Raw genomic sequence first — 23,777 nt, forward strand, 5'->3', positions numbered from 1 at the left:
ACCTTATCGGGCCGCTGCTGCATTGCAGATGCCGGTAAATTCGTCCACTTTCAGGGAGGCGCCGCCCACCAGGCCACCATCAATATCGGGCTGCGCCATCAGTTCCGCCGCATTGGCCGCCTTCATGCTGCCGCCATACAAAATCTGCAACTGCGCCGCCATATCAGCATCTGTCTCGGCCAGGTAGGCCCGCAACTCGGCATGCGTTTCCTGCGCCTGCTCCGGGCTTGCCGTCTTGCCGGTACCGATCGCCCACACCGGTTCGTAGGCCACCACCAGTTTACGGAAGCCCTCGACCCCGACCTGATCCAGCACCGTGCTCAGTTGGCGGCGACAGACCTCACCGGTAATACCCTGTTCGCGTTCCTGCAGGGTTTCACCGATACACAGCACCGGGGTTACACCTGCTGCCAGTGCGGCTTCAACCTTGTCTGCCACGATATAATCGGTCTCGCCAAACAGCGTCCGGCGTTCGGAGTGGCCGACCAGAACATACTGGCAACCAAACTCTTTCAGCATCGCCAGCGAAGTTTCACCGGTATAGGCGCCAGAGTCGGCCGTGTGGGCGTTCTGCCCACCCCAGGCTATGCCGGTACCCTGCAGGGCATCCTGCACTGCCGGCAGAAAAACAAAGGGGGCAAAGACCGCAACCTGGCGACTTTCCGTGCTGATACCGGACTTGAAACCGTCCAGCAACGCGGCCACCTCGGAGCGGGTTCCGTTCATTTTCCAGTTTGCTGCGATAAATGGTGTGCGCATGTATAACCCCCTGAAAATGCGGCGCGTATGTTAACCATTTTGACTCGGGGACACAAGCTGACCACTGCGCCCGCCCGGCCTGATACCTCAACTGCCGAGGGCCGACTGCACTTCTGCCGCCAGTTGCTCGCACAGGGCCAGCACCTGACCGCCGTCTTCACCTTCGACCATAACACGGACCACGGGCTCTGTACCTGACGGACGCAGCAGTACACGGCCCCGGGTTCCGAGTTCCGCTTCGACCCGCGCCACGGCCTGCTGCACCGACTCGCTGTCGGCCACCGCATCACGATCGGCCACGCGTACGTTGATCATCTTTTGCGGGAACTTGCGCATGCCGGCCGCGGCTTCGGCCAGGCTGGCACCACTTTCTTCCAGTGCCAGCAGAACCTGCAGGGCGGCAATAATGCCATCACCGGTACTGGTGCGATGGGCACAGATCAAATGCCCGGACCCTTCACCACCCAGGCACCAGCCCCGCTGCTGCATTTCTTCCATGACATGGCGGTCTCCGACCTGGGTGCGCACCAGTTCAATGCCTTCACGCTGCAGTGCCACTTCCAGGCCCATATTGGCCATCAGCGTGCTGACCACGCCACCGCTGAGGCGGCCCCGGCGCTTGAGATCACGCGCCATGATATACAGCAGCTCATCACCATCAAGCAACCGACCCTCGTGATCAACCATCAGCACCCGATCACCATCACCATCGAAGGCGATACCCAGATCGGCGCTCTGCGCCAGCACTTCCGACTGCAGTGCCTTGGGGCTGGTAGAGCCGACATCGCGGTTGATATTGAGGCCGTTGGGCGCGCAGCCGATACAGGTGACATCACCGCCGAGCTCCCGGAACACCTTGGGACCCACGTCATAGGTAGCGCCGTGGGCGCAGTCCAGGACGAGGCGCTTGCCGCGCAGCGACAGGCCCGGTGCCGTGCTTTTGCAAAATTCCACATAACGCCCGACGGCATCGGAGATACGATGCGCCTTGCCGAGTTCTGCCGAGGGCACCGTGACCATCGGCTTTTTCAGTTCCTGTTCAATGGCCTTTTCAACTTCGTCGGACAGCTTCATGCCTTCCGGTCCAAAGAACTTGATGCCATTGTCTTCATGCGGGTTGTGCGAAGCCGAGATCACAATGCCGGCATCGCAGTTGAACGTCTGCGTCAGGTAGGCGATCGCGGGGGTCGGCAGAGGTCCGAGCAGCAGAATATCGACCCCGGCAGCAGACAGGCCGGCTTCCAGGGCAGACTCGAACATGTAGCCTGATATTCGGGTGTCCTTGCCAATCAGGATCCGGCTCTTACCCTGCCGGGCAAATACCCGCCCGGCGGCCCAGCCCAGCCGCAGCATGAATTCCGGGCAGATCGGATGTTCGCCAACCGCGCCGCGAATGCCGTCCGTGCCAAAGTACTGCCGTTTGCTCACTTAACTGACTCCCTGCTCTCTGAAACACTGCCAATCCGCATGACCGCCTGCCAGACGGCAAGCGCATCCACGGTCTCGGCCACATCGTGTACCCGTATGATCTGTGCTCCGCGCTGGGCACAGAGCAGTGCGGCGGCGACGCTGGCCCCCAGACGCTGATCTACCGGTCGCCCGGTAATCCGACCCAGCATGGACTTGCGGGACAAACCCACCAACAGCGGATGACCCAACTCTGCCAGCCCCGGCAAGGCACGCACCAGAGCCAGATTATGCTCCAGTGTCTTGCCAAAGCCAAAGCCGGGATCCAGCACAATGCGCCCGGCCGGAATACCGGCGGCCAGTGCCGCATCCCGACGTTCGGTCAGATAGCCTACCACCTGGTTGACTACATCATCATAGCGCGGGTCGCTCTGCATGTTCGCAGGCTCGCCCTGCATATGCATCAGACAGACCGGCAGGCCGGTATCAACGGCAGCCGCCAGAGCCCCTTCGCGGCTCAGGGCGCGCACGTCATTGAGCATGTCGGCGCCGGCAGTTGCCGCCGCCCGCATCACTGCGGGTGAACTGGTATCCACCGAGATCCATACATCAAAACGCTGGCGCAAGCCCTCCAGCACCGGCAGGACACGATCCAGTTCCTGCTGCTCGGATACCGGCGCGGCTCCGGGGCGGGTCGACTCACCACCAATATCAACTATATCCACCCCGGCCGCGACCATCTGTGCCGCCTGGTCCAAGGCTTGATCCGGCGCATGAAAGCGCCCACCGTCACTGAATGAATCGGGCGTGACATTCAACACCCCCATGACTCTGGGCCGCTCCAGGCTCAGCCTGCGACCACCCTGCTCCAGTTCCACGCAGTCCACCTCTGCCTCTCGGCCATCCGGTCAAACAACGAAAAAGGCGGCCCAGCCGGCCGCCCTGAAGATCACATCCTGTATACGGCGCTACTCAGTCACGCCGTGGCTCGCCGCCATCCTCTGGTCTTGGGCCGTGATCACCGGCCACATCGGAATCATCCTGCCCGGGGTCTTCGCCCTCACTGGACAGATCAGTGGCATCCGGCTCTTCGCTCGGCGGATCCTGACGGCCGATCGGCTCGTCATCGTCATCCTCCTGCCGCAATGCACGCTCACGATCGGCCTTGGCCTTGGCTGCAGCGGACTCATCCCAGTCTCTGGGCGGCCCCGGCTTGCGGCCTTCCATGATGGCATCGATCTGGGCGGAATCAATGGTTTCGTATTCGAGCAGCGCGTCCTTCATCAGTTCCAGCTTGTCGCGGTTTTCTTCCAGCAACTGCTTGGCGCGCGCATAACAGCGGTCACAGATTTCGCGCACCTCGGCATCCACGGCACGCTGGGTTTCCGGCGACATCTTTGTGCCCTGCTGATAGTAGTCCGGCTGCTCTTCTTCGTACATCAGCGGACCCAGCTTCTCGCTCAGGCCCCACTTGGTCACCATGTTGCGCGCCAGCTTGGTGGCCCGCTCGATATCATTGGAAGCCCCGGTGGTGACCTGATCGGCACCATTGATCAACTCTTCCGCCAGACGCCCACCGTAGAGTGAACAGATCTGGCTCTCGAGCCCTTCCTTGGTCAGGCTGTAGCGATCTTCCTCCGGCAGGAACATGGTCACACCGAGCGCGCGTCCGCGCGGTATGATGCTGACTTTGTAGACCGGATCATGGCTCGGCACCAGACGCCCGATGATGGCGTGGCCCGATTCGTGATAAGCGGTATTGGTACGCTCCTTGTCCGACATGACCATGGACTTGCGCTCGGCGCCCATCATGATCTTGTCCTTGGCGCGGTCAAACTCTTCCATGCTGACCACGCGCTTGTTGGAGCGCGCTGCAAACAGGGCGGCCTCGTTGACCAGATTCTGCAGGTCGGCACCGGAGAAGCCGGGCGTGCCGCGGGCAATGATCTTCGGCTCCACGTTGTCCGCCAGCGGCACCTTGCGCATGTGCACCTTGAGGATCTGCTCCCGGCCGCGAATATCCGGCAGCCCGACCGTGACCTGACGGTCAAAACGGCCCGGACGCAGCAGTGCCGGGTCAAGCACATCGGGGCGGTTGGTGGCGGCGATAATGATGATGCCGTCATTGGCTTCAAAACCATCCATTTCGACCAGCAGCTGATTCAGCGTCTGTTCGCGCTCATCGTTGCCGCCGCCAATGCCGACGCCACGGCTGCGGCCAACGGCATCGATTTCGTCGATAAAAACAATACAGGGCGCCTGCTTCTTGGCCTGTTCGAACATGTCGCGCACCCGTGAGGCGCCGACACCAACGAACATTTCCACGAAGTCGGAACCGGAAATGGAGAAGAACGGCACCTTGGCCTCACCGGCAATGGCCTTGGCCAGCAAGGTTTTACCGGTACCGGGAGGACCCACCATCAAGACGCCGCGCGGAATGGTACCGCCCAGGCGCTGGTACTTGCCGGGGTCGCGCAGGAACGACACCAGTTCGGCGACGTCGTCCTTGGCCTCTTCCACACCGGCAACATCAGAGAACGTGGTCTTGACCTGATCTTCACTGAGCAGCTTGGCCTTGGACTTGCCAAAACTCATCGGGCCGCCCTTGCCACCGGCGCCGCCCTGCATCTGACGCATGAAGAAGAGAAAGACCAGAATGATGATCAGAATCGGAAAGCTGGCAATCAGCAGTTGCGTCCAGACGCTCTGCTGCTCGGGTGCTCGCGCTTCGACTTCCACCCCGGCATCCATCAGCCGGTCGACCACATCCTGCCCCAGAATCATGTAGGGGCTGGTGGTCGTGAAGCGGGAGCCATCGGCACGCACCCCCTCGATATCCGTACCGGAGATGGTGACACGTCGGATCTGATCGCGCTCCACCTGCTGCATGAATTGCGAATAGGACAGCTGTTGCCCTGCCGGCTCGGATGGGAAATTGTTGAACACAGTCAGCAACACCACTGCGATCACAATCCACAAAATCAGATTTCTAGCCATATTGATTAACGCTCTCCTGTGGGAGGCAGCGTGACTCCTCACTTTTAGGTGGAGACAAAATATCATATCCACCCGTTACGGGTTAACTGTGCTTACGCTATCGCCACCATTAGTGAGCAATACGTAACAAATGTACGACCCGACCAGACTTTCCGTCAGGCAGCGGGCCCATCATTGCGGCCCGGCTGGTTACTCCGGACCCTGTTTCAGATCCTGAGCCACCAGGTAGACTTCACGCGAGCGTGCCCGGGAAGCTTCCGGCTTGCGGGTAACCACGCGCCGGAACTGCTGCCGGCACGCCTGCAGGACAGCATCAAAACCTTCGCCCTGAAACACCTTGGCGACCAGGGTACCACCCGGTTTCAGTACCTGCTGAGCCATATCCAGGGCCAGTTCTGCCAGATACATGGCCGCTGGCTGATCAATCGCGGCCATACCGCTCATGTTGGGGGCCATGTCCGAGATTACAAGGTCTGCGGGGCGACCTTCGAGCGCATCGACAATGGCTGCATAGACATCGTTGTCCGTGAAGTCACCCTGCACGAACCGAACGCCGGCAACAGCATCCATGGGCAGAATATCAGAAGCAACGACCATGCCCGCATCGCCCACAAGCTGCGCGGCCACCTGCGACCATCCACCAGGGGCGGCGCCCAGATCCAGCACCACCTGCCCGGGACGAAACAGGCGGTCACGCTCGTTAAGCTCGAGAAGCTTATAGCTCGCACGCGAGCGATAGCCATCGATTTGCGATTGTTTGACATACGGATCGGAAAAGTGCTCGTCCAGCCAGCCGGCGCTGGACTTGGACCGCCCCGCCCCGCTGGTCTTGACCTGTGCCTGCTCTGCCGTTGCCTGGCCTGATCGGCCGGTACGCCGCTCCCGCCCTCGATGCTGTTTTGCCATAGTTTCGTTAAAGACCCGATCGATGACTAATGATACCATTTCTGGCCTGCTCCGGCACTGCAGGCAGAGCCGGAGCCTTACCCCAATTCAATGCGACAGGAGTAGACCTCACCCATGGCGGCCCGCAAACCCCTGACCTCGGAAGACAAGAAGCGCCTGCGTGGTATCGGCCACGATCTCAAACCCATTGTCACCATCGGCGGCAACGGCGTTACCGAGGGGGTGCTGGCGGAGCTGGACCGTGCCCTGACCGATCACGAACTGATCAAGCTGAAAATTGCTGCCGGAGAGCGCGACGACCGCCAGCCCGTCATCGACTATGTGACGGCCGAAACCCGCTGTGAGCTGGTTGCCAGTATCGGCAAGATAGCGCTGCTGTACAGACGCAACCCCAAGGCCGATCCGAAGAAGAGCAACGTCAGGTAGACGGTAGACGGTAGACGGTAGACGGTAGACGGTAGACGGTAGACGGTAGAAACGTTGCCAAACCACCGAGGACTGTCAAACTCTCACTGTCTACTGTCGACCGTCATCTGTCGACTAACACCCACTGTCTACTGTCGACTAAAATCCACTGTCGACTAACAATCAATCCGCCCGATATACCGGATAATCCGCACAGATCTTCAGCACTTTGGCCTTGGCGCTGGCGATGGCTTCGGCCGCGTCGCCCTGCTCCAGGCCTGCCAGCACATCGCAGATCCAGTGCGTGAGGTCGCGACATTCCTGTTCGCGGAAACCGCGCCGGGTAATGGCGGGTGTGCCGATGCGCAGCCCGGAGGTCACGAAGGGTGAACGCGGGTCGTTGGGCACCGCATTTTTGTTGACGGTGATATTGGCTTCACCCAGAGCTGCATCCGCGTCCTTGCCGGTGTAGTCCTTGCCGATCAGGTCGACCAGGAACAGGTGGTCATCCGTGCCGCCGGACACAATATTGATACCGCGCTCGATAAAGGTACCGGCCATGGCCCGGGCATTGGCGACCACCTGCTGCTGGTAGGCGCGGAAGTCGTCTTCCATGGCTTCACGGAAGCACACGGCCTTGGCCGCAATCACGTGCATCAGCGGGCCACCCTGGCTCTCCGGGAACACGGCAAAGTTCAACTTCTTGTTCAGCTCTTCGTCTTCACGCGCCAGAATCAGGCCGCCGCGCGGGCCGCCCAGCGTCTTGTGCGTGGTGGTCGTGACCACATCGGCATAGGGCACCGGGCTCGGGTAGACATCGGCCGCCACCAGGCCAGCCACATGGGCCATGTCGACCAGCAGCCAGGCCTCCACCTTGTCAGCAATCTCACGGAAACGGGCCCAGTCAATCACCCGCGAATAGGCCGAGAAACCGGCCACGATCATGCGCGGCCGGTGCTCCAGCGCCAGACGCTCTACTTCGTCATAGTCGATTTCGCCGGTGGCCGCATTGAGGCCGTACTGGACCGCATTGTAGATGCGACCGGAAAAAGATACCGAGGCCCCGTGCGTCAGGTGACCGCCATGCGCCAGACTCATGCCCAGAATGGTGTCGCCCGGTTTGCACAGCGCCATGTAGACAGCCGCATTGGCCTGCGAGCCGGAGTGCGGCTGTACATTGGCATAGCCGGCACCGAACAGCTTCCGGGCCCGCTCGATGGCCAGATTCTCCACCACATCGACATATTCACAGCCGCCGTAATAGCGCTTGCCGGGGTAGCCCTCGGCATACTTGTTGGTCAGTTGGGAGCCCTGCGCCTCCATCACCCGCGGACTGGTGTAGTTCTCGGATGCGATCAGTTCGATATGCTCTTCCTGACGGTGCCGCTCGCCTTCCATCGCGGCCCACAGATCGGCATCATAATCCGCAATGCGCATAGAGGTTTTGAACATGTAGAAGACTCCCTTGGTGTCAGTATCTGAATAAGTGTCAGTGCCTGCGTGTCCGGCTTTCGGATTCTGCGGCGCATTAAACCGTCCGGCCGGCACCTTGTCACCTGATAATAACTCATGGGCTGTTGAATTTAATTTGCAGCACCCGGACGGCCAGACCCCTGCCGACCGTGTCGCGCGGAGTGCCTGTACCGCTTCAGTCATGTACACTCTCGCCCCATAATCGATCATCAACAGTTAGCAGAGGACTGTATGGCACAGTACGTCTACACCATGAATCGCGTGGGGAAGGTGGTTCCCCCCAAGAAAGAGATTCTCAAGGACATTTCGCTCAGCTTTTTCCCGGGCGCCAAGATCGGTGTGCTGGGTCTGAACGGTTCGGGCAAGTCCACCCTGCTGCGCATCATGGCCGGGGTAGACCAGGATTACATTGGCGAAGCCCGCCCCCAGAATGACCTCAACATCGGCTATCTGCCACAGGAGCCGGAGCTCACCCCGGGCAAGACAGTACGTGACACCGTGGAAGAGGCCCTGGCGGAAATCCGCAATGCGCAGGATCGGCTGAACGAGGTGTACGCTGCCTATGCCGAGCCCGATGCCGATTTCGATGCGCTGGCCAAGGAGCAGAACCGTCTCGAAGGCATACTCGCCGCCACCGACGCCCATGACCTGGAGCGCAAGCTGGAAGTGGCCGCCGATGCCCTGCGTCTGCCGCCCTGGGAACAGAGCGTTGACCAGTTGTCCGGTGGTGAGCGCCGGCGCGTGGCGCTGTGCCGCCTGCTGATGTCCAACCCGGACATGCTGCTGCTGGACGAGCCGACCAACCACCTGGACGCGGAAAGCGTGGCCTGGCTGGAGCGCTTCCTGCACGAGTTCAACGGCACCGTGGTGGCCATCACCCACGACCGCTATTTCCTCGACAATGTGGCCGGCTGGATTCTGGAACTGGACCGCGGGCACGGCATTCCCTGGCAGGGCAACTATTCTTCCTGGCTGGAACAGAAGGAAGCCCGCCTGGCGCAGGAAAGCAAGCAACAGCAGTCGCATGAAAAGGCCATCAAGGCCGAGCTGGAGTGGGTGCGGCAGAATGCCAAGGGGCGTCAGGCCAAGTCCAAGGCCCGCCTGAAGCAGTTCGAAGAGATGAACTCGCGCGAATTCCAACAGCGCAACGAAACCAACGAGATCTATATCCCGCCCGGCCCGCGCCTGGGTGACAAGGTTATCGAGGTCGAGGGCCTGCGCAAGGCCTACGATGACAAGCTGCTGTTTGAGGATCTCAGCTTCTCGGTCCCGCCGGGCAGCATTGTCGGCATCATCGGCGGCAACGGCGCCGGCAAATCAACGCTGTTCAACATGCTGGCCGGCAAGGAACAGCCCGATGCCGGCACGGTAACCATCGGTGACACCGTGGAACTGTCGCACATTGGCCAGATGCGTGATCTGGACGACAGCAAAACGGCCTGGGAAGAAATCTCCGATGGCCACGACATCATTCAGGTCGGCACCTACGAGATTCCGTCACGGGCCTATCTCGGCCGCTTCAACTTCAAGGGCAGCGACCAGCAGAAATATGTGCGAGATCTGTCCGGCGGTGAGCGCAATCGCCTGTTCCTGGCCAAGCTGCTGAAAAGCGGCGGCAATGTGCTGCTGCTCGATGAACCGACCAATGATCTGGATGTGGAGACGCTGCGGGCGCTGGAGGAGGCACTGCTGGCCTTCCCGGGCTGCGTGATGATCATCTCGCACGATCGCTGGTTCCTCGACCGTGTGGCCACCCATATTCTGGCCTACGAAGGCGACAGCCAGGTGACCTTCTTCGAGGGCAACTTTACCGATTACGAGGCCGACCATCGCAAGCGTACCGGAGATCAGGGGCCGAAACGCATCAAGTACAAGCGCCTGCAATAGGGGCAAGCCCGACCCGTGTAGGAAATTGCTTACACGGGATCGGGCGGATAGCCTCTCGGCACACCCCGGCCAACCCCGTATAGTAGACCCCGATTCAGGATACGGAATGCATGGAGCCACACAGGGCAGTGTAAGCAACCGCACGGACTCATCCGATGGATCGGCCAGGACTGTCTGAATCAACCCCTTCTTCTATTGGACGGATCGCGCCAGGCCACGGATGGCCGGGGACTTTTGCCTGTCATGAATCCTCGCCAGACCGCTCACAGCGCACTCTCGCTGCTGTTTATTTCATACCCCCCCTGTTATATTTGTCTCTGAGTTGAGACGACACTATTTTATGCCTGCTGACCACTACGCCGCCATTGATCTGGGAGCAAATTCGTTCCATCTGGTGATCATGTCTCCCCAGGGAGATAATCTGGCCTCCGTGGATGCACACCGCGAGATCGTGCGCCTCAGCAACGGCATCCACCCCGAAACCCGACGCCTGCGCCCGGAAACCCGGCGCCGCGCGCTGCGCTGCCTGAGCCAGTTTCGTCAGGTACTCGACCGCCATCAGATCACCGGCATTCGTGCAGTCGGCACCAGCGCCTTTCGCCTGCTGCGCCATGATGCCGAATTCCTGCAGGAAGCCGAAACCACCCTGGGTGTGCCCATCGACATCCTGACCGGCGAGGACGAAGCCCGCCTGATCTATCTCGGCGCCACCTGGGGTCTGAGTCAGAGTGAGCGTCTGGTGGTCGATATCGGCGGCGGCAGTACCGAGATCGTGCTGGGCAGCGGTCAGGACATCGCCCTTGCGGCCAGTCTCGACATGGGCAGCGCTTCGCTGTCGTCGGCCTTTTTCTCCGCCCACCGCATCAGCCAGCGCGACCTGAATCAGGCCCGCGAGCACGTGCGCACGGCGCTGCGCCGGCATCTGCATGAGCCCATGACGCTGGGCTCCCAGGTCAGTGCCGTGGCCTCTTCCGGCACGGCCAAGAGTCTGAGCTGGGTACTGCGCTCCCTGCACCTGTCCAATGGTGACATTACCCGCCAGGGTCTGGACCGCATTGAGCCTGTACTGTGGCAGGTACAGAACATCGACCAGCTCAGCCATGTGCTGAACCTGAATATCCGGCGCACGCATGTGTTCCCCGGCGGCTATGTGATCATGTCCGAGGTATTTGCCTGGCTCGACATTGATGTCATGAGCCTGTCCACACGGGCCCTGCGCGAGGGCATCATTGTCGAACTAATGCAGTCCCGACCCCCCGAGCCCTGATCACCGAGCGCTCGCAGCCTGTGTATCCAGGCAGGAAAAGCGCTTGAAATCGACACACCCTGCCCCTATAAGCCCTTCAGTTATGTGATTTTACGGAGTACCTGTCATGCGCATCATGCTGTTTATCCTGACCAACATCGGCATCATCGTCACCTTCGGCATTTTTACCAATATCGTGCTGCCGCTGTTCGGCGTTCGCCTCGAAGGCACCGGCCTGCTGCTGGTGTTTGCCGCCATGTTCGGCATGGGCGGCTCCTTCATTTCGCTGCTGCTGTCCAAGAAGATGGCCATCAAGGCGACCGGCGCCCGGGTGATCGAGCAGCCGCGTACCGCCGATGAGCAGTGGCTGATGCAGACCGTGGCGCGGCTGGCGAAGGAAGCCAATATCGGCATGCCTTCGGTGGCCGTCTATGGCGGTCAGGAAATCAACGCCTTTGCCACCGGCGCCAAGCGTGATGATGCTCTGGTCGCGGTCAGTGCCGGCCTGCTGCAAAACATGCAGCGCGACGAACAGGAGGCGGTGTTGGCGCACGAGGTGGCCCACATCGCCAATGGTGACATGGTGACATTGACCCTGATTCAGGGTGTGGTGAATACCTTTGTGATCTTCTTCGCGCGCATTGTGGCCAACCTGGTGAGCAATGCTCTGGGCGGCCGCAATGGGCAGGGCCTGGGTTTCTTCGGCTATATCGCGGTGGTGATGGTGCTGGAGGTGATCTTCGGGCTGCTGGCCAGCGTGGTGGTGCACTGGTTCTCCCGCAAGCGCGAGTACGCGGCAGATGCGGGTTCGGCACGGCTGGTGGGCAAGGACAAGATGATTGCGGCGCTGCAGCGGCTGAAGGGCAGCAAGGAAACCGAGCTGGAGGGCAACCTGGTGGCGTTCGGTATTCTCGGCAAGGGCCGGGAGCTGCTGGCCACCCACCCCAGCCTCGACGACCGCATCGCGGCGCTGCAGCGGCTTTGACAGCCGCTTTCGCCTGGTAGCGTTTCGAGGGACCGCCTGATGAACTGCCAATCGGACCGTCGCCAGGCTCGGGTACAGGCCCTGTGAGAATACCGCTTGACTGGTGGCGCTTAGAGGGACCGCCTGTTGGCTGGATGCCCTGATCCGCAGCCCGGCGGCCACACCATCAGTGCCTCTTTTCAGTGTAGCCGTACCGTAGCAAATGTCTGGCGAGAGTTATGTAGCGAGGGACGCGAGTCCCGATAATGAGGCGCAAGCCGAATTTATAGCGAGCGACGCAAGTCGCGACTGGGGCCGGCAGGCCCTGCAAGATGGGCGGCTGGCACCGTCTGTCGCGACTTGCGTCGCTCTCTACAAACAAGCCAGGTGGCTTGAGCGTGACTGCCGCCAGGAGTGGGTACCGGGTGCACAGACCGTCGACGCACAGGGACAAAATTGCCGGGAGCAATTTTGCACGAGCGCAGCGAGCCCGCAGGGTCAGGCCCAGGGACGGGCCTGATACTCTGCGCAGTCGAGCTGTCAGGGACGACGTTTTTGCGTGTCTGTGCACCCGGTACCCCGACCTCGGCGGCAGGGCACAAAAGATAAAGCATCTGGGCGAAGGAAAAGAGTCAGGGCGCCAGCCGGGGCAGCAGTCGGGCGGCGCCCCAGAGCAGGCAGAAGAGCCCCAGCGCCACCACCACGATGGCGGGCCCGGTCGGCCAGTCCCACTGCCAGGAAGCACTGATACCCAGCACCACCGCCAGCATCCCGATCAGCACCGCACCGGCCACCATATGCTCCGGCTCGCGGCTCCAGGCGCGGGCCGCTGCTGCCGGAATCAGCAACAGGGACGAAATCAGCAGCACCCCGATCCACTGAATGGCCAGCGCCACCACCAGCGCCAGCAGCACCATGAACTGGGCGCGCAGCATGGACAGCCGCACCCCCTCCGCTTGCGCCAGTTCCGGCGACAGCACGCTCAGCATCAAGTCGCGCCAGCGCCAGAACAGCCAGCCCAGCCCCACAACCAGCACCACCGCCAGCGCCCACAGATCGGCCAGCGTAACACCCAGCACATCACCGATCAGCAGCGCACTCAGATTCACCCCCGGCGGCGCATAGCCATAGACCAGCAGCAGCCCCAAGGCCATGCTGCCGTGAGACAACACCCCCAGCCAGGTATCCCCGGCCAGGCTGCGCACCTGCTCGGCCCGCCACAGCAATACGGCAAACAGCACCGTGCCCAGCATGGCCCCGGCCAGCGGCGACCAGAAAAACAGCAGGCCTATGCCAACTCCCAGCAGCGACGCATGGGCCAGCGCATCACCAAAGAATGCCATGCGCTGCCACACCAGCAGACTTCCCAGCGGTGCCGCCAGCAGCATCAGTCCGCAACCGGCCAGCAATGGCAGCAGCCAGAGTTCAGTCACGGGCAGCCGGGCCTCCCTGCTCGCTCAGATCATGATGATGGGAATGCTGGTGATGATAGACACCGAGCGTCTCGGCATCGCGCGGCCCGAAAATCTGTACGAAATCCGGGTGCGACTCGACCGTTTCCGGCGTGCCCTCGCAACACACATGATGGTTCAGGCAGATCACCTGGTCGGTCGCCGCCATGACCACATGCAGATCGTGGGACACCATCAGTACGCTGCAGTCCAGACTCTCCTTGAGTGAATGAATCAGGCGATACAGGGCCGCTTCCCCCATGAAATCGACGCCCTGCACCGGTTCGTCCAGCACCAGCAGGTCGGGTTTCTGCACGATGGCACGGGCCAGCAGCACGCGCTGCAGCTCACCGCCCGACAACCCTGCCAGCGGCCGCTGCTGCAGATGCCCGACCCCGGTCAGCTCGAGCGCATCGACCACCGCCGTGCGGCCCGGTCGCCCCTGCAGGTTCATGAAGCGCCGCACCGTCACCGGAAAGAGCTGATTCAGTGGCAGGCGCTGCGGCATATAGCCGACATTGAGCCCCGGCTGGCGACGCACCGTGCCGCTGTCGGGAGCTTCCAGGCCGAGCAGAACCCGCAGCAGCGTGGTCTTGCCGGCGCCATTGGGGCCCACCACGGTGATGATGCGCCGCGGCGGCACACTCAGCGACACCTGATCCAGCACGGCCCGGCCGCCCTTGCTCAGGCTGACGCCATGCAGGGCCACCAGCGGCTCGGTGTCGGACGGTTTGTTGTGCTTGCGTCGGGTCATGTCGGCATGATGCAGGCAAAGACCCGCCGACACAAGACACTCCGGGGCGCCTTCACCCCCGTCAGCGCGGGGTGTTACAATGCCATGCCAGCCCGGGCCGGAGGTCCGGGCGCACTGACTGTATCCTACCCGCAACCGATCAGACCGAGGCCCGATGACCACCCTTCGCATAGCAACCCGCACCAGTCCCCTGGCTCTCTGGCAGGCAGAATATGTCGCCGATCATTTGCAGCAGGCGCATCCGGGCCTGCAGGTAGAGCTGGTCAAGCAGGTCACCAAGGGTGATCGCATTCTCGATGTGTCGCTGTCCAAGATCGGCGGCAAGGGGCTCTTCATCAAGGAACTGGAACAGTCGCTGCTGGACCGGCGGGCCGACATCGCCGTGCACTCCATGAAGGATGTGCCCATGGAACTGGAGCCCGACTTCATACTGCCGGTGATCTGCGTGCGCGGCGAGCCGGGCGATGCCTTTGTGTCCAATCGGTTCGACAGCCTGGACAGCCTGCCCGAAGGCGCCGTGGTCGGCACCTCGAGCCTGCGCCGTCAGGCCCAGCTACTGGCCGCCCGGCCAGACCTGAAAATCGAATTTCTGCGCGGCAATGTCGGCACCCGGCTGGGCAAACTGGACGCGGGCCAGTATGACGCCATCATCCTGGCCGCCGCTGGCCTGGAACGGCTGGGCCTGCACGAGCGCATTCGCCAGAAGCTGCCCTATGAACAGTGTCTGCCCGCGTGCGGTCAGGGCGCCGTGGGCATCGAATGTCGCGCCGACGACAGCACCACCCGCGCCTTGATTCAGGCCCTGGACGACCCGGCCACTCACGTCAGGCTGAGTGCCGAACGGGCCATGAACCGGCGCCTCAATGGCGGCTGTCAGGTGCCCATTGCCGGGTTTACCTGGCTGGACGGGCACGAGCTGCGGCTGGAAGGCCGAATCGCCTGGCCCAATGGCGAGGGGCTGATTCAGGAATCAGCGACCACCCGCATCAGCGGCCTGGATGATCATGCCAGTGCCGAACGCATGGGCATTGAAGTGGCCGAGGCCATGCTGGCTCGCGGGGCGGACGCCATTCTGCGCCATCTGGATCTGATGTAACGCGCGGATGAACAGCATCGTGCTTACCAAGCCGGCCGATCAGCAGCAGCGCTGGACAGCAGCACTGCGGGCCGAAGGCTGGACGGTGCACAGCCTGCCGCTGCTGACCCTGCAGGACCTGCCGGAGAGTGCGCAGATGCGCGCCACCTGGCAGGATCTGGATCAGTTTGCCGGTGTCATCATGATCAGCCCCCGGGCCGCCGAATGCACCGCGCGCGCGCTGGACCGCTGGTGGCCACAGCCGCCGGTCGGGCTGCACTGGCTGTGCAGTGGCAGCGGCACCCGCCGCGTGCTGGCACAGCACTGGCCGGAGCTAAGCATCAAGGCACCGACCCGTGGCAACCGGGCCGAGGACATTCTGGACCTGCCCGAAACCCGGGAAGTGGCCGAACAGAAATGGCTTCTGGTCGCCGGCGAGGGCGGGCGTACCCTGCTGCAGGACACCCTGAGCGAGCGCGGCGCGCGCGTCACCCGACTGAGCCTGTATCAGCGCCAGCCCGTTCGTCTGACCAGTGACGAATTGCAGGCGCTGACAACATGGGTCAGCGCCGGCGCCATTATTCAGGTATCGTCAGCACTGGCCCTGCAAAGTTTGACTTCTCAGGTAGCGGTGGTTACAAAACATAAAGCACGGCTGCTGACCAGCAGCCCCCGTCTGACTGCACTGGCCCGTGAACAGGGTTGGGAGCAGATACTGCAGGCCGATGGCGCCAGCCTGGAAGCCACTGCAGCAACTCTGGCTGACCACAGGACATTGAAGTGAGTAAAGACAAGACACCGGAAGCGGACAAAGACCAGCCCACGCCAGCGCCGGCCAAGGCGGCCAGCCCTGACGCCGGGCCGCAGACTGACAACGACGGTGCGTCCTCACCCCCCGCCGCAGACACACCGGAACAGCAGCCGCCACCACGGCGTGGCGGCGGTCTGGTCGCGCTGCTGCTGGTGCTCCTGCTGCTGACCCTTGGTGGTGCCGGCGCCGGGGGCTGGTGGGCCTGGCAGCAGTGGGAGCTTTTTCAGGCCGAGTGGGTAGAGGTGCAGGCAACCTGGGCCGATGAACGCTCAGCGCTCGACAGCCAGTTGGAGTCCCTGCAGTCCGAAGTCAGCGGCCGTGACGACATCATGCGAGTGCTGCAGGACGATCTGGACAGCACCCGCGATGACCTGATCAGCCTGGCCGAACGAGTCAGCCGTGAATCCGGCCCGCAGGAACAGGATGTCATGCGGCTGGAGATCGAATACCTGCTGCGCACCGCCCGCCACATGAGCTTTCTCACCGGCGATCTGGAGCAGGCAGAGAACCTGCTGCGCCAGGCCGACCGCATGTTGCGTGACCTGAATGACCTCGCCTATCTGCCGGTCCGCGAGGCGCTGGCCGAGGATATCCAGGCGCTGCGTGCGGTGCCCCGACCCGATGTGGACGGTATCTATTTCGAGCTGGCCGCCCTGGCGTCGCAGGCGGGCCAATGGGAGTGGTGGCCCGACAACCGCTTCGAACCGGCGGCAGAGCGCCCCGAACTGGCGGAAGATGCACTCTGGTACGAACGTCTCGGCCGCGAACTGCGTGATCTGGTCAACATCCGCTACCGCGATGACCTCGGCACCGAGCGCCTGACAGCACCCGAGTTTGCCCAGGCCCGCACCCAGTTCAGATTGCTGATGCAGCAGGCCCAGGCCGCGCTGCTGCAGGGCCGTCAGAGCCTGTACGAGGCCAGCCTGGAGCAGGCGCAGGAATGGGTGGCGCAGGGGGCCGGACAGATTCCCCGCGCCGAGGAACTGCAAGCCCAGCTCGACACATTGCGCAGCGTGGAGGTTCAGGTTGAGGTGCCGGTCATCGACCGGGGCCTGACCCGACTGCGTGCCCTGCAACTGCCGGCCGACAACGGGGAGAATGACGAATGATCACGCTGAGCCGCATTATCTGGCCGCTGGTCATTATCGCCATCGGCGGCCTGCTGGGTTGGTTGATGCGGCAGGACCCCGGCTACCTGTTGCTGGCCTGGGGCGATCACGCGGTCGAAATGTCGATCTGGGTGGCCCTGGCCATTGTGCTGCTGGCCCTGCTGGGGATGATGTTTGTGCGTACCCTGATCCGGGGCGTCATCCATCTGCGCCCCAACCGCCATCAGCGCGGGGTACAGAAGCTGGAGAAAGGCATTCTGGCCTTTCTGGAACTGCGGCTGCCCCGCGCCAAGCGCCATCTGACCGCCGGCGAAGCCGACAGCCCGCTGCCCTGGGTCAACCAGTTGCTGCTGGCGCGCATCGCGCAGACCGAGAAGGACTACCCGACAGTGGCTTCCTGGCTGGACAAGGCCACGCAGGAACATCCTCACATGGACCTGGCCTCCGGCCTGCTGCTGGTGCTGTCAGCCTACGAGTCGCGCCAGCTTGACCTGGCCCTGGCCCACGCCAAGCGCCTGGAGCAGAACCATCCCGGCAACCCCTTCGTGCTGCGCCTGCTGCGTGATATCCATGTCCGGCTGCAGGACTGGCAGTCGCTGCTGGAGTTGCAGCCGCGCCTGATCAAGACCGGACGCCGCAAGCCGGAACGCTGGCAGTGCGACATGGTGGCCGGACTGATGGAGGAGGCACCCGCCAACGCCGGGCAGAAACTGCAGAAATGGTGGAAGCAACTGACCACCAGCCAGCAGTCGGACCCTGATCTGCGCTACTGGTATTTGCGCGCCCTGGTCAAGCTGGAGCGACCGCATATTGCTCTGCAGGCCATTGAGCACGCACTGAGCCAGCACTGGGATTCCCGGCTGCTGACCCTGTACAGCCAGCTCGACACCCCGGCCCGGGAACGTTTGCGGCAGGCTGAAGCCTGGCTGCAGAAGCAACCGCGCGATGCCCTGTTCATGCTGGCTCTGGGTCGTCTGTGCCTGCAGGAAGGTCTCTGGGGCAAGGCGCAGGACTATTTTGCCGACGGTTTGCGCCTGGAACCCTTGCCAGAGCTGGAGTTGGAACTGGCGCGACTGGAGGCGGCTCTGGGTCAGAACCAGCAGAGCCAGGAGCGTCTGGCCCGGGTGAGCGCTCAGCTGTTGCGGCTGCCACCGCTGCCCTTGCCGGAGAAACCGGCCCGGACCGAGTACGAAAAAGCACAGGCAGTGGCCGCCCCGACCGACCACTGACTTCCGCCCCGCAGCCGACCCGAGGTGTCACTCGGGTCGGGGGGCGAACTGCAGCATGTCGCTGTGGAAACGCTCGGGTCTGAGACCGAACTCCACCAGATAATCCAGCGTGGCATACACCATGTCCGGCGAGCCACAGCAAATGGCGGAGAACCGGCTCAGGTCGGCGTGGTCTTCGTGAATGCAGGCATGCAGGTGGTGCTGGCCGCTGTCCCAGGTCTGACGTTCCGAAATCACGGCCGAGAAATGAATCGAATCATGGGTGTCAGCCCAGCTTTGGGCCAGTTCCCCCATGTAGAGACCCGTGGTACTGCGTGTGGCCCAGTATAGATAGATCGGCCGACTGGAGCGTGCTTTCAGCAGCGCTTCCGTCACCGCCTTGATCTGACTGAACCCGGTTCCGGAGGCTACCAGCAAAACAGGTGAGTCATCGTCGGGCAGGCAGCCGACATGGCAGTCGCCCTGCCCCACCTCGGCCTGCACTGACCCCGCCTGTTCGATCCGGTCCATCAGCACCTGCGCCCCCAGGTTGTCCGGCGTCGAATCCACATGCAGCTCGATCTCGTCATCGGGTGCATTGGCAATGGTGAAGTACAGATCCTTTTCGCCAGGCATCAGCAGCTCCAGAAACTGCCCGGCCTGCCAGGTGGCGGGTGGTTCGGGAATGAAAATCAGTTGCTCTACGCCACCGCCCAGCGGGCGACGCAACTTCAGCGACAGAGAGGTGGGCATCAGGGCTCCAATAACCTACTGAATTGGTCGGGTATTATAGTGACAGTAGACGGTATACGGAAGACAGTCGACAGAGTTTCATTGCCCCGACAGGGGCACACCTGTCTACCGTGCACTGTCTACTGTCTGCCCTCGAGTCCCAGTTCAGGCCAGATCGCATCGACCTCATCCCTGACGCCCTGATCCATGACAATGGGACGACCCCATTCACGCTGGGTCTCGCCGGGCCACTTGCTGGTCGCGTCCATGCCCATCTTGCTGCCCAGACCCGACTGGGGTGAGGCAAAATCCAGATAATCGATGGGTGTGTTGTCGATCATGACGGTATCGCGCTGCGGGTCCATGCGCGTGGTCATGGCCCAGATCACATCATTCCAGTCACGGGCATTGATATCGTCATCGGTGACGATCACGAACTTGGTGTACATGAACTGGCGCAAGAAGGACCAGACCCCCAACATGACCCGCTTGGCGTGGCCCGGGTACTGTTTCTTCATGGTCACCACCGCCATGCGGTAGGAACACCCCTCGGGCGGCAGATAGAAGTCGGTGATCTCCGGGAACTGCTTGCGCAGAATGGGCACAAACACCTCGTTCAGCGCCAGCCCCAGAATCGCCGGCTCATCCGGCGGCCGACCGGTGTAGGTGCTGTGATAAATCGGTTCATCACGCCAGGTCATGCGCTCGACAGTGAACACCGGGAAATGGTCAACCTCGTTGTAGTACCCGGTGTGGTCCCCGAAAGGTCCTTCGGGTGCCATGTCATCCGGGTAGATATAGCCTTCCAGCACAATCTCGGCGCTGGCCGGCACATCCAGATCATGCAGGGTCGCCTTGCCGAGCTCGGTGCGGTGGCCCCGCAGCAGGCCGGCAAAGGCATACTCGGACAGTGAATCCGGCACGGGCGTGACCGCGCCCAGAATGGTCGCCGGATCGGCGCCCAGCGCCACCGCCACCGGGAAGGGTTCGCCGGGGTGTTTCTGCTGCCAGTCGCGAAAGTCCAGCGCCCCGCCACGGTGCGACAACCAGCGCATGATGACGCGGTTGCGCCCTATCACCTGCTGGCGATAGATCCCCATGTTCTGGCGCTTCTTTTCCGGCCCGCGGGTAATCACCAGCGGCCAGGTGATCAGCGGCCCGGCATCGCCAGGCCAGCAGGTCTGCACCGGCAGGCGTGACAGGTCGACTTCGTCACCGTCCAGCACATGGGTCTGGCAGGGCGGGCGACTGACCATCTTGGGGGCCATGCTCATGACCTTGCGGAAAATCGGCAGCTTGGACCAGGCGTCCTTCAGCCCCTTGGGCGGATCGGGCTCCTTGAGATAGGCCAGCAGCTTGCCGATCTCGTGCAGTTCACTGATGCTGTCGGCGCCCATTCCGGCCGCCACCCGTTCGGGTGTACCGAACAGATTGGCCAGCACCGGCATGTCCCACTTCTGCGCGCCGTCCTGCGGGCGTTCGAACAGCAGGGCCGGACCGCCGGCGCGCAGCACCCGGTCACCGATCTCTGTCATCTGCAGCCGGGGGCTGACCGGCCGGTCTATGCGTTTCAGTTCACCCTGGGCTTCCAGTTGCGCAATGAACTCCCGCAGATCTCGGTACTGCATGTGCTGGCTTCCTGTCGGTCCATAAAAAAGGGCGCCTGAGCGCCCCTTCCGTTTCTGATCAGACTCGCGGAATCACCCGGAGCCCGCGTCTGCCCTGTCGGATCAGATGCTTTCGTCAATAATGTACTGCACGGACGCCTCGATTTCTTCATCGGAACAGTCCGCACAGCCGCCACGCGGGGGCATGGCGCCAATACCGCTGATGGAGTTCTCGACCAGGGTATCGAAGCCCTTGTCGTCCAGGCGTGTCTGCCAGGCATCAGCACCCAGGCGGGGCGCACCGGCAGCACCGGAATTGTGGCAGGCGGCACAGGACTGATTATAGACATCTTCACCGGAACGGGCAGATGCGGAAGCCACACGGGTCGCCGCCATGCCCTCGGCTGAGCAGTCCTGCCCGGCCACACAGACCTGGGCCTGCGAGGAAATGCGATTGATCAGAGAGTCTGTCGGATTCGCTGTCGCCCAGAGCGCTGCGGCTGCCAGAACTAATGCGGACACTGCCAGTATGATTTTTTTCATATGATTCCTGCCTGTCGTGATGCAAGGGGTTCAAAGTTTACTGTTGCGCAGTATAACCGTTCTGCCAGCGACTACCAAACTGACAACTGAAAAGACGTTGTACCAAAAAAGCACCAAAAGAGTACCAGCAAAGAGTGCCAAACTGGCGCCGACATGAAAACAGCGCGTTATACCCTCAGAAGCTGTCCAGAATATTGGCGATAGCCAGTTCGGCACCCAGCGCCAGCAAGGTTTCTCGATCCGGGAAATTGGCATGCACCAGCACCAGAGGCTCTCCTATCGGCGTGCGCATCCGACGCCTTTCGCCGGTCGACTCGAATCTGCGCTGATCCCACAGGTGCGTCCATTCGCCGGCGGGCAGATAAAACTCCCGCTCCACGGTACCGGAACTCAATGCGGGTACCACCAGCAGATGGTCACCCAGCATGAACTGATCTGCAGCCAGCGCCCAGGTTTCAGGATCCTCGGGAAAGACCAGCCACAGAGGCCGCACCAGCGGCCAGCCCCGCTCTGCGGCTTCCTGCATGAGCTGCTGCCGGTAGGGAAACAGGCCCTCATACAGCCGGGCCAGACGATCGAAATGGATACGCGTACCCACCGAGTCAGTGACCTGGACATGGCGGTGCGGCTGATCGCCCTCATGCAGCCGCAGCAGGCTGGTAAAGGTGTTCAGCTCCAGCCAGCGCAAAAACAGTTCAGTATCACGCGGTTCCGACCACCAGAGTTGGCTGGCCGTGGCGGTGCCCCCGACCGGGTTGTGCGCCACCGTCAGGCCACTGACGCCGCCCGACAGCAGTGCCGTCAGGCTGGCCCGCAGACCTGTCCTGGCACCCCAACTGGTGGTATTCAGTCCACTCAGCAGAGCTTCCGGGCGCCGCTGGTTATCAGCCGGCATGGGTTCCCGCGCGATTGCAAACGGCTCCGCCTGTGCCTGTTGCCACTCCAGCCAGTCGCGCTGGCGGGCTTCACGAGCACTCCAGGCCGCAGCCTGCGGTAATTCCTCTCGCCCCGGCAGCGGCTCGTACCAGTTGCTGACCCAGCCTTGCACGGCGGCATAACGATTTGCAGCCAGCTCCACGTCCAGCCAGTCCCGTACCGGCTCCTGCCGGGTATCAAGCTGCAGCACCCGGCGCTGCCTCTGATCGCCCGGTTCGGGCTGCAGGATGCGGGCTCGGTAGGTTGGGTCACCAGCGGTGATATCGGCCAGTGTCGATATCTGCTGGTTGTCAATCGACAGTGGTTGCAGCAGCGGATTGCGACTGCCGAGCAGTGGCAGATCATCCGTGTCCAGACGCTCAAGCAGGACTGCCCAGTCGGCCTGGGCTGACTCGAAGCGCCCCGGGCGCCAGGGCAATTCATCAGCGCTGACCGGCCAGCCGCTCTGCAGCGGCACATCAAGTACCAGACCACCAACAGGCGTACTTTCCCGGGCCAGTTCATCCAGCATCTGTTGCGCGACAGCCGCACCCCGTGCCGTGCCCAGCAGAGCCCGCCGGTGCATGAAATCGGGCAGCCCGGGCATGAAACCCAGACGCTCACCCAAAGTGGTCAGCAGGGCACGCGGGTGATCGTGTCGATAGATTTCCAGGCGGCCTTCCGACTGATCCCACACCTCCAGACGCGCACTGTCAGCAGCGCGCAGGTCGAGAATCTGATGCCCCGGGTTCAGTGCCACCAGGCCGCGTCCATGGCGGGTAATACCCACCGGCCATAGCGTGCCGGCACGCGCACCGGTACGGCTGCCAGGCTGCGAGTGACTGTCGAGCAACACCCGTTCACCCTGGCGGTTCAAGGTGCCGACCTGATGTCCGAAGCCAAATACGGCTTCCGAATCCGGCAGCTCAAAGGCCAGCACCGTTGCGGCCGTCGGCAGGCTGTCAGCTTCCAGCAAGGACCAGTTCAGTTCGACACCGCCTGCAGTGGTGGTCTGAATCTGCAGTCGGGCCCGCACCGAAACGCCGGAACACTCGAGTTCACCCTGCAGAATCAGACTCTGACCCGTGCGCTCCTGGTCAAACCAGAATTGTTCATCACAGGTATCCAGTTGCTGGGAGAAACGGCCATCGCGCACCCGATGCAGGTGCGGCAGCTCACCGTTCAATACCTGCAGCCAGGGGCGGCCGGGAGGGGAGGCCCAGACCACGCCCTCCGACCCCTGGACCCGCAGTTGTCTCTGCGCATGGTCCCAGGTCACAGAGGCGGCACCCAGATCCCAGTCCCGATCGGCGGTCCAGGCGGTCGTCAGTACGCCCGAGTCGGCACGGGCCAGGTCTGCCCGGAACCAGATCAGGGTGCCAATGAGAGCCAGCAGGAAGAGGCTCAGCAATACCAGTCTTTGCCACATGGTTTCAATCAACTACGCAAGGATGGAACTTCTTATGCTGCTGGGCCAGACTGTCTACAATGGCACCATTGCCCGACCCGCAAAAGCAACACTATACAG

Annotated in this window: 20 protein-coding genes; 8 read left to right on the forward strand and 12 right to left on the reverse strand. The window is 62.4% G+C overall.

Features of this window, described 5'->3' with window-relative positions; translation table 11 throughout:
- Window positions 1-3: 3 nt before the first annotated feature.
- The 5 genes from tpiA to rlmE all read right to left on the reverse strand — a co-directional run bounded on the left by tpiA (window position 4) and on the right by rlmE (window position 6,108).
- Window positions 4-759, reverse strand: coding sequence for a triose-phosphate isomerase (gene tpiA, locus E4656_RS08090; protein ID WP_135482691.1), 756 nt, complete (start codon window positions 757-759; stop codon window positions 4-6).
- 87 nt (window positions 760-846) lie between these two features.
- Entirely contained in the window at window positions 847-2,187 is a 1,341-nt protein-coding gene (glmM, locus tag E4656_RS08095) for a phosphoglucosamine mutase (RefSeq protein WP_135482692.1), read from the reverse strand.
- Complete coding sequence (gene folP / locus E4656_RS08100) at window positions 2,184-3,044, reverse strand: dihydropteroate synthase (RefSeq protein WP_240753934.1); 861 nt, start codon at window positions 3,042-3,044, stop codon at window positions 2,184-2,186. Before folP ends, glmM begins: the two co-directional genes overlap by 4 nt.
- A gap of 94 nt (window positions 3,045-3,138) precedes the next feature.
- Window positions 3,139-5,163 carry an ATP-dependent zinc metalloprotease FtsH gene (ftsH, locus tag E4656_RS08105; RefSeq protein ID WP_135482693.1) on the reverse strand — a complete coding sequence of 675 codons (2,025 nt, stop codon included), beginning with the start codon at window positions 5,161-5,163 and terminating at the stop codon, window positions 3,139-3,141.
- 189 nt (window positions 5,164-5,352) lie between these two features.
- On the reverse strand, window positions 5,353-6,108 hold the full coding sequence (gene rlmE / locus E4656_RS08110; RefSeq protein ID WP_240753935.1) for a 23S rRNA (uridine(2552)-2'-O)-methyltransferase RlmE: 756 nt from the start codon (window positions 6,106-6,108) through the stop codon (window positions 5,353-5,355).
- A gap of 75 nt (window positions 6,109-6,183) precedes the next feature.
- Between rlmE and yhbY the strand changes: the two genes are divergently transcribed.
- The gene (gene yhbY / locus E4656_RS08115; protein WP_135482695.1) at window positions 6,184-6,495 is read left to right on the forward strand and encodes a ribosome assembly RNA-binding protein YhbY; all 312 of its coding nucleotides are present in this window, start codon (window positions 6,184-6,186) and stop codon (window positions 6,493-6,495) included.
- 162 nt (window positions 6,496-6,657) lie between these two features.
- Here yhbY and glyA read toward each other — a convergent pair whose 3' ends face one another.
- Window positions 6,658-7,926: a serine hydroxymethyltransferase gene (gene glyA / locus E4656_RS08120; RefSeq protein WP_135482696.1), complete on the reverse strand. Its 1,269-nt coding sequence runs from the start codon at window positions 7,924-7,926 to the stop codon at window positions 6,658-6,660.
- Between the two features lie 252 nt (window positions 7,927-8,178).
- Between glyA and ettA the strand changes: the two genes are divergently transcribed.
- The 3 genes from ettA to htpX all read left to right on the forward strand — a co-directional run bounded on the left by ettA (window position 8,179) and on the right by htpX (window position 12,065).
- Complete coding sequence (gene ettA / locus E4656_RS08125; RefSeq protein ID WP_135482697.1) at window positions 8,179-9,834, forward strand: energy-dependent translational throttle protein EttA; 1,656 nt, start codon at window positions 8,179-8,181, stop codon at window positions 9,832-9,834.
- Window positions 9,835-10,174: 340 nt separating this feature from the next.
- On the forward strand, window positions 10,175-11,101 hold the full coding sequence (locus tag E4656_RS08130) for a Ppx/GppA phosphatase family protein (RefSeq protein ID WP_135482698.1): 927 nt from the start codon (window positions 10,175-10,177) through the stop codon (window positions 11,099-11,101).
- A 106-nt stretch (window positions 11,102-11,207) separates the two neighbouring features.
- Window positions 11,208-12,065, forward strand: coding sequence for a protease HtpX (gene htpX, locus E4656_RS08135; RefSeq protein WP_135482699.1), 858 nt, complete (start codon window positions 11,208-11,210; stop codon window positions 12,063-12,065).
- Window positions 12,066-12,676: 611 nt separating this feature from the next.
- On the opposite strand, the gene E4656_RS08140 is transcribed toward htpX, so the two are convergent.
- Window positions 12,677-13,477 (reverse strand): metal ABC transporter permease, encoded by an 801-nt coding sequence (locus E4656_RS08140; protein WP_135482700.1) that lies wholly within the window; start codon window positions 13,475-13,477, stop codon window positions 12,677-12,679.
- Complete coding sequence (znuC, locus tag E4656_RS08145; RefSeq protein ID WP_240753936.1) at window positions 13,470-14,282, reverse strand: zinc ABC transporter ATP-binding protein ZnuC; 813 nt, start codon at window positions 14,280-14,282, stop codon at window positions 13,470-13,472. Before znuC ends, E4656_RS08140 begins: the two co-directional genes overlap by 8 nt.
- A 121-nt stretch (window positions 14,283-14,403) precedes the next feature.
- Between znuC and hemC the strand changes: the two genes are divergently transcribed.
- From hemC to E4656_RS08165, 4 genes are read left to right on the forward strand one after another with little or no spacing between them, the layout of a single operon-like run.
- Window positions 14,404-15,345 carry a hydroxymethylbilane synthase gene (hemC, locus tag E4656_RS08150; protein WP_135482701.1) on the forward strand — a complete coding sequence of 314 codons (942 nt, stop codon included), beginning with the start codon at window positions 14,404-14,406 and terminating at the stop codon, window positions 15,343-15,345.
- Window positions 15,346-15,364: 19 nt separating this feature from the next.
- On the forward strand, window positions 15,365-16,108 hold the full coding sequence (locus E4656_RS08155; RefSeq protein ID WP_167855982.1) for a uroporphyrinogen-III synthase: 744 nt from the start codon (window positions 15,365-15,367) through the stop codon (window positions 16,106-16,108).
- A complete protein-coding gene (locus tag E4656_RS08160) occupies window positions 16,105-17,244 on the forward strand; it encodes a uroporphyrinogen-III C-methyltransferase (RefSeq protein WP_167855983.1) in 1,140 nt (379 codons plus the stop codon). Before E4656_RS08155 ends, E4656_RS08160 begins: the two co-directional genes overlap by 4 nt.
- On the forward strand, window positions 17,241-18,473 hold the full coding sequence (locus E4656_RS08165; RefSeq protein WP_135482704.1) for a heme biosynthesis HemY N-terminal domain-containing protein: 1,233 nt from the start codon (window positions 17,241-17,243) through the stop codon (window positions 18,471-18,473). The genes E4656_RS08160 and E4656_RS08165 overlap by 4 nt, the downstream gene beginning before the upstream one ends.
- A 27-nt stretch (window positions 18,474-18,500) precedes the next feature.
- Here E4656_RS08165 and E4656_RS08170 read toward each other — a convergent pair whose 3' ends face one another.
- The 4 genes from E4656_RS08170 to E4656_RS08185 form a co-directional block, all read right to left on the reverse strand.
- Complete coding sequence (locus E4656_RS08170) at window positions 18,501-19,205, reverse strand: ferredoxin reductase domain-containing protein (protein WP_135482705.1); 705 nt, start codon at window positions 19,203-19,205, stop codon at window positions 18,501-18,503.
- 119 nt (window positions 19,206-19,324) lie between these two features.
- Window positions 19,325-20,812 (reverse strand): 4-hydroxy-3-polyprenylbenzoate decarboxylase, encoded by a 1,488-nt coding sequence (gene ubiD, locus E4656_RS08175; protein WP_135482706.1) that lies wholly within the window; start codon window positions 20,810-20,812, stop codon window positions 19,325-19,327.
- A 102-nt stretch (window positions 20,813-20,914) separates the two neighbouring features.
- Complete coding sequence (locus E4656_RS08180) at window positions 20,915-21,334, reverse strand: c-type cytochrome (protein WP_135482707.1); 420 nt, start codon at window positions 21,332-21,334, stop codon at window positions 20,915-20,917.
- Between the two features lie 175 nt (window positions 21,335-21,509).
- Window positions 21,510-23,678, reverse strand: coding sequence for a TIM-barrel domain-containing protein (locus E4656_RS08185; protein WP_135482708.1), 2,169 nt, complete (start codon window positions 23,676-23,678; stop codon window positions 21,510-21,512).
- Window positions 23,679-23,777 lie beyond the last annotated feature (99 nt).

The organism is Natronospirillum operosum (assembly GCF_004768465.1).
In the GTDB taxonomy this organism is placed as follows: Bacteria; Pseudomonadota; Gammaproteobacteria; order Pseudomonadales; family Natronospirillaceae; genus Natronospirillum; species Natronospirillum operosum.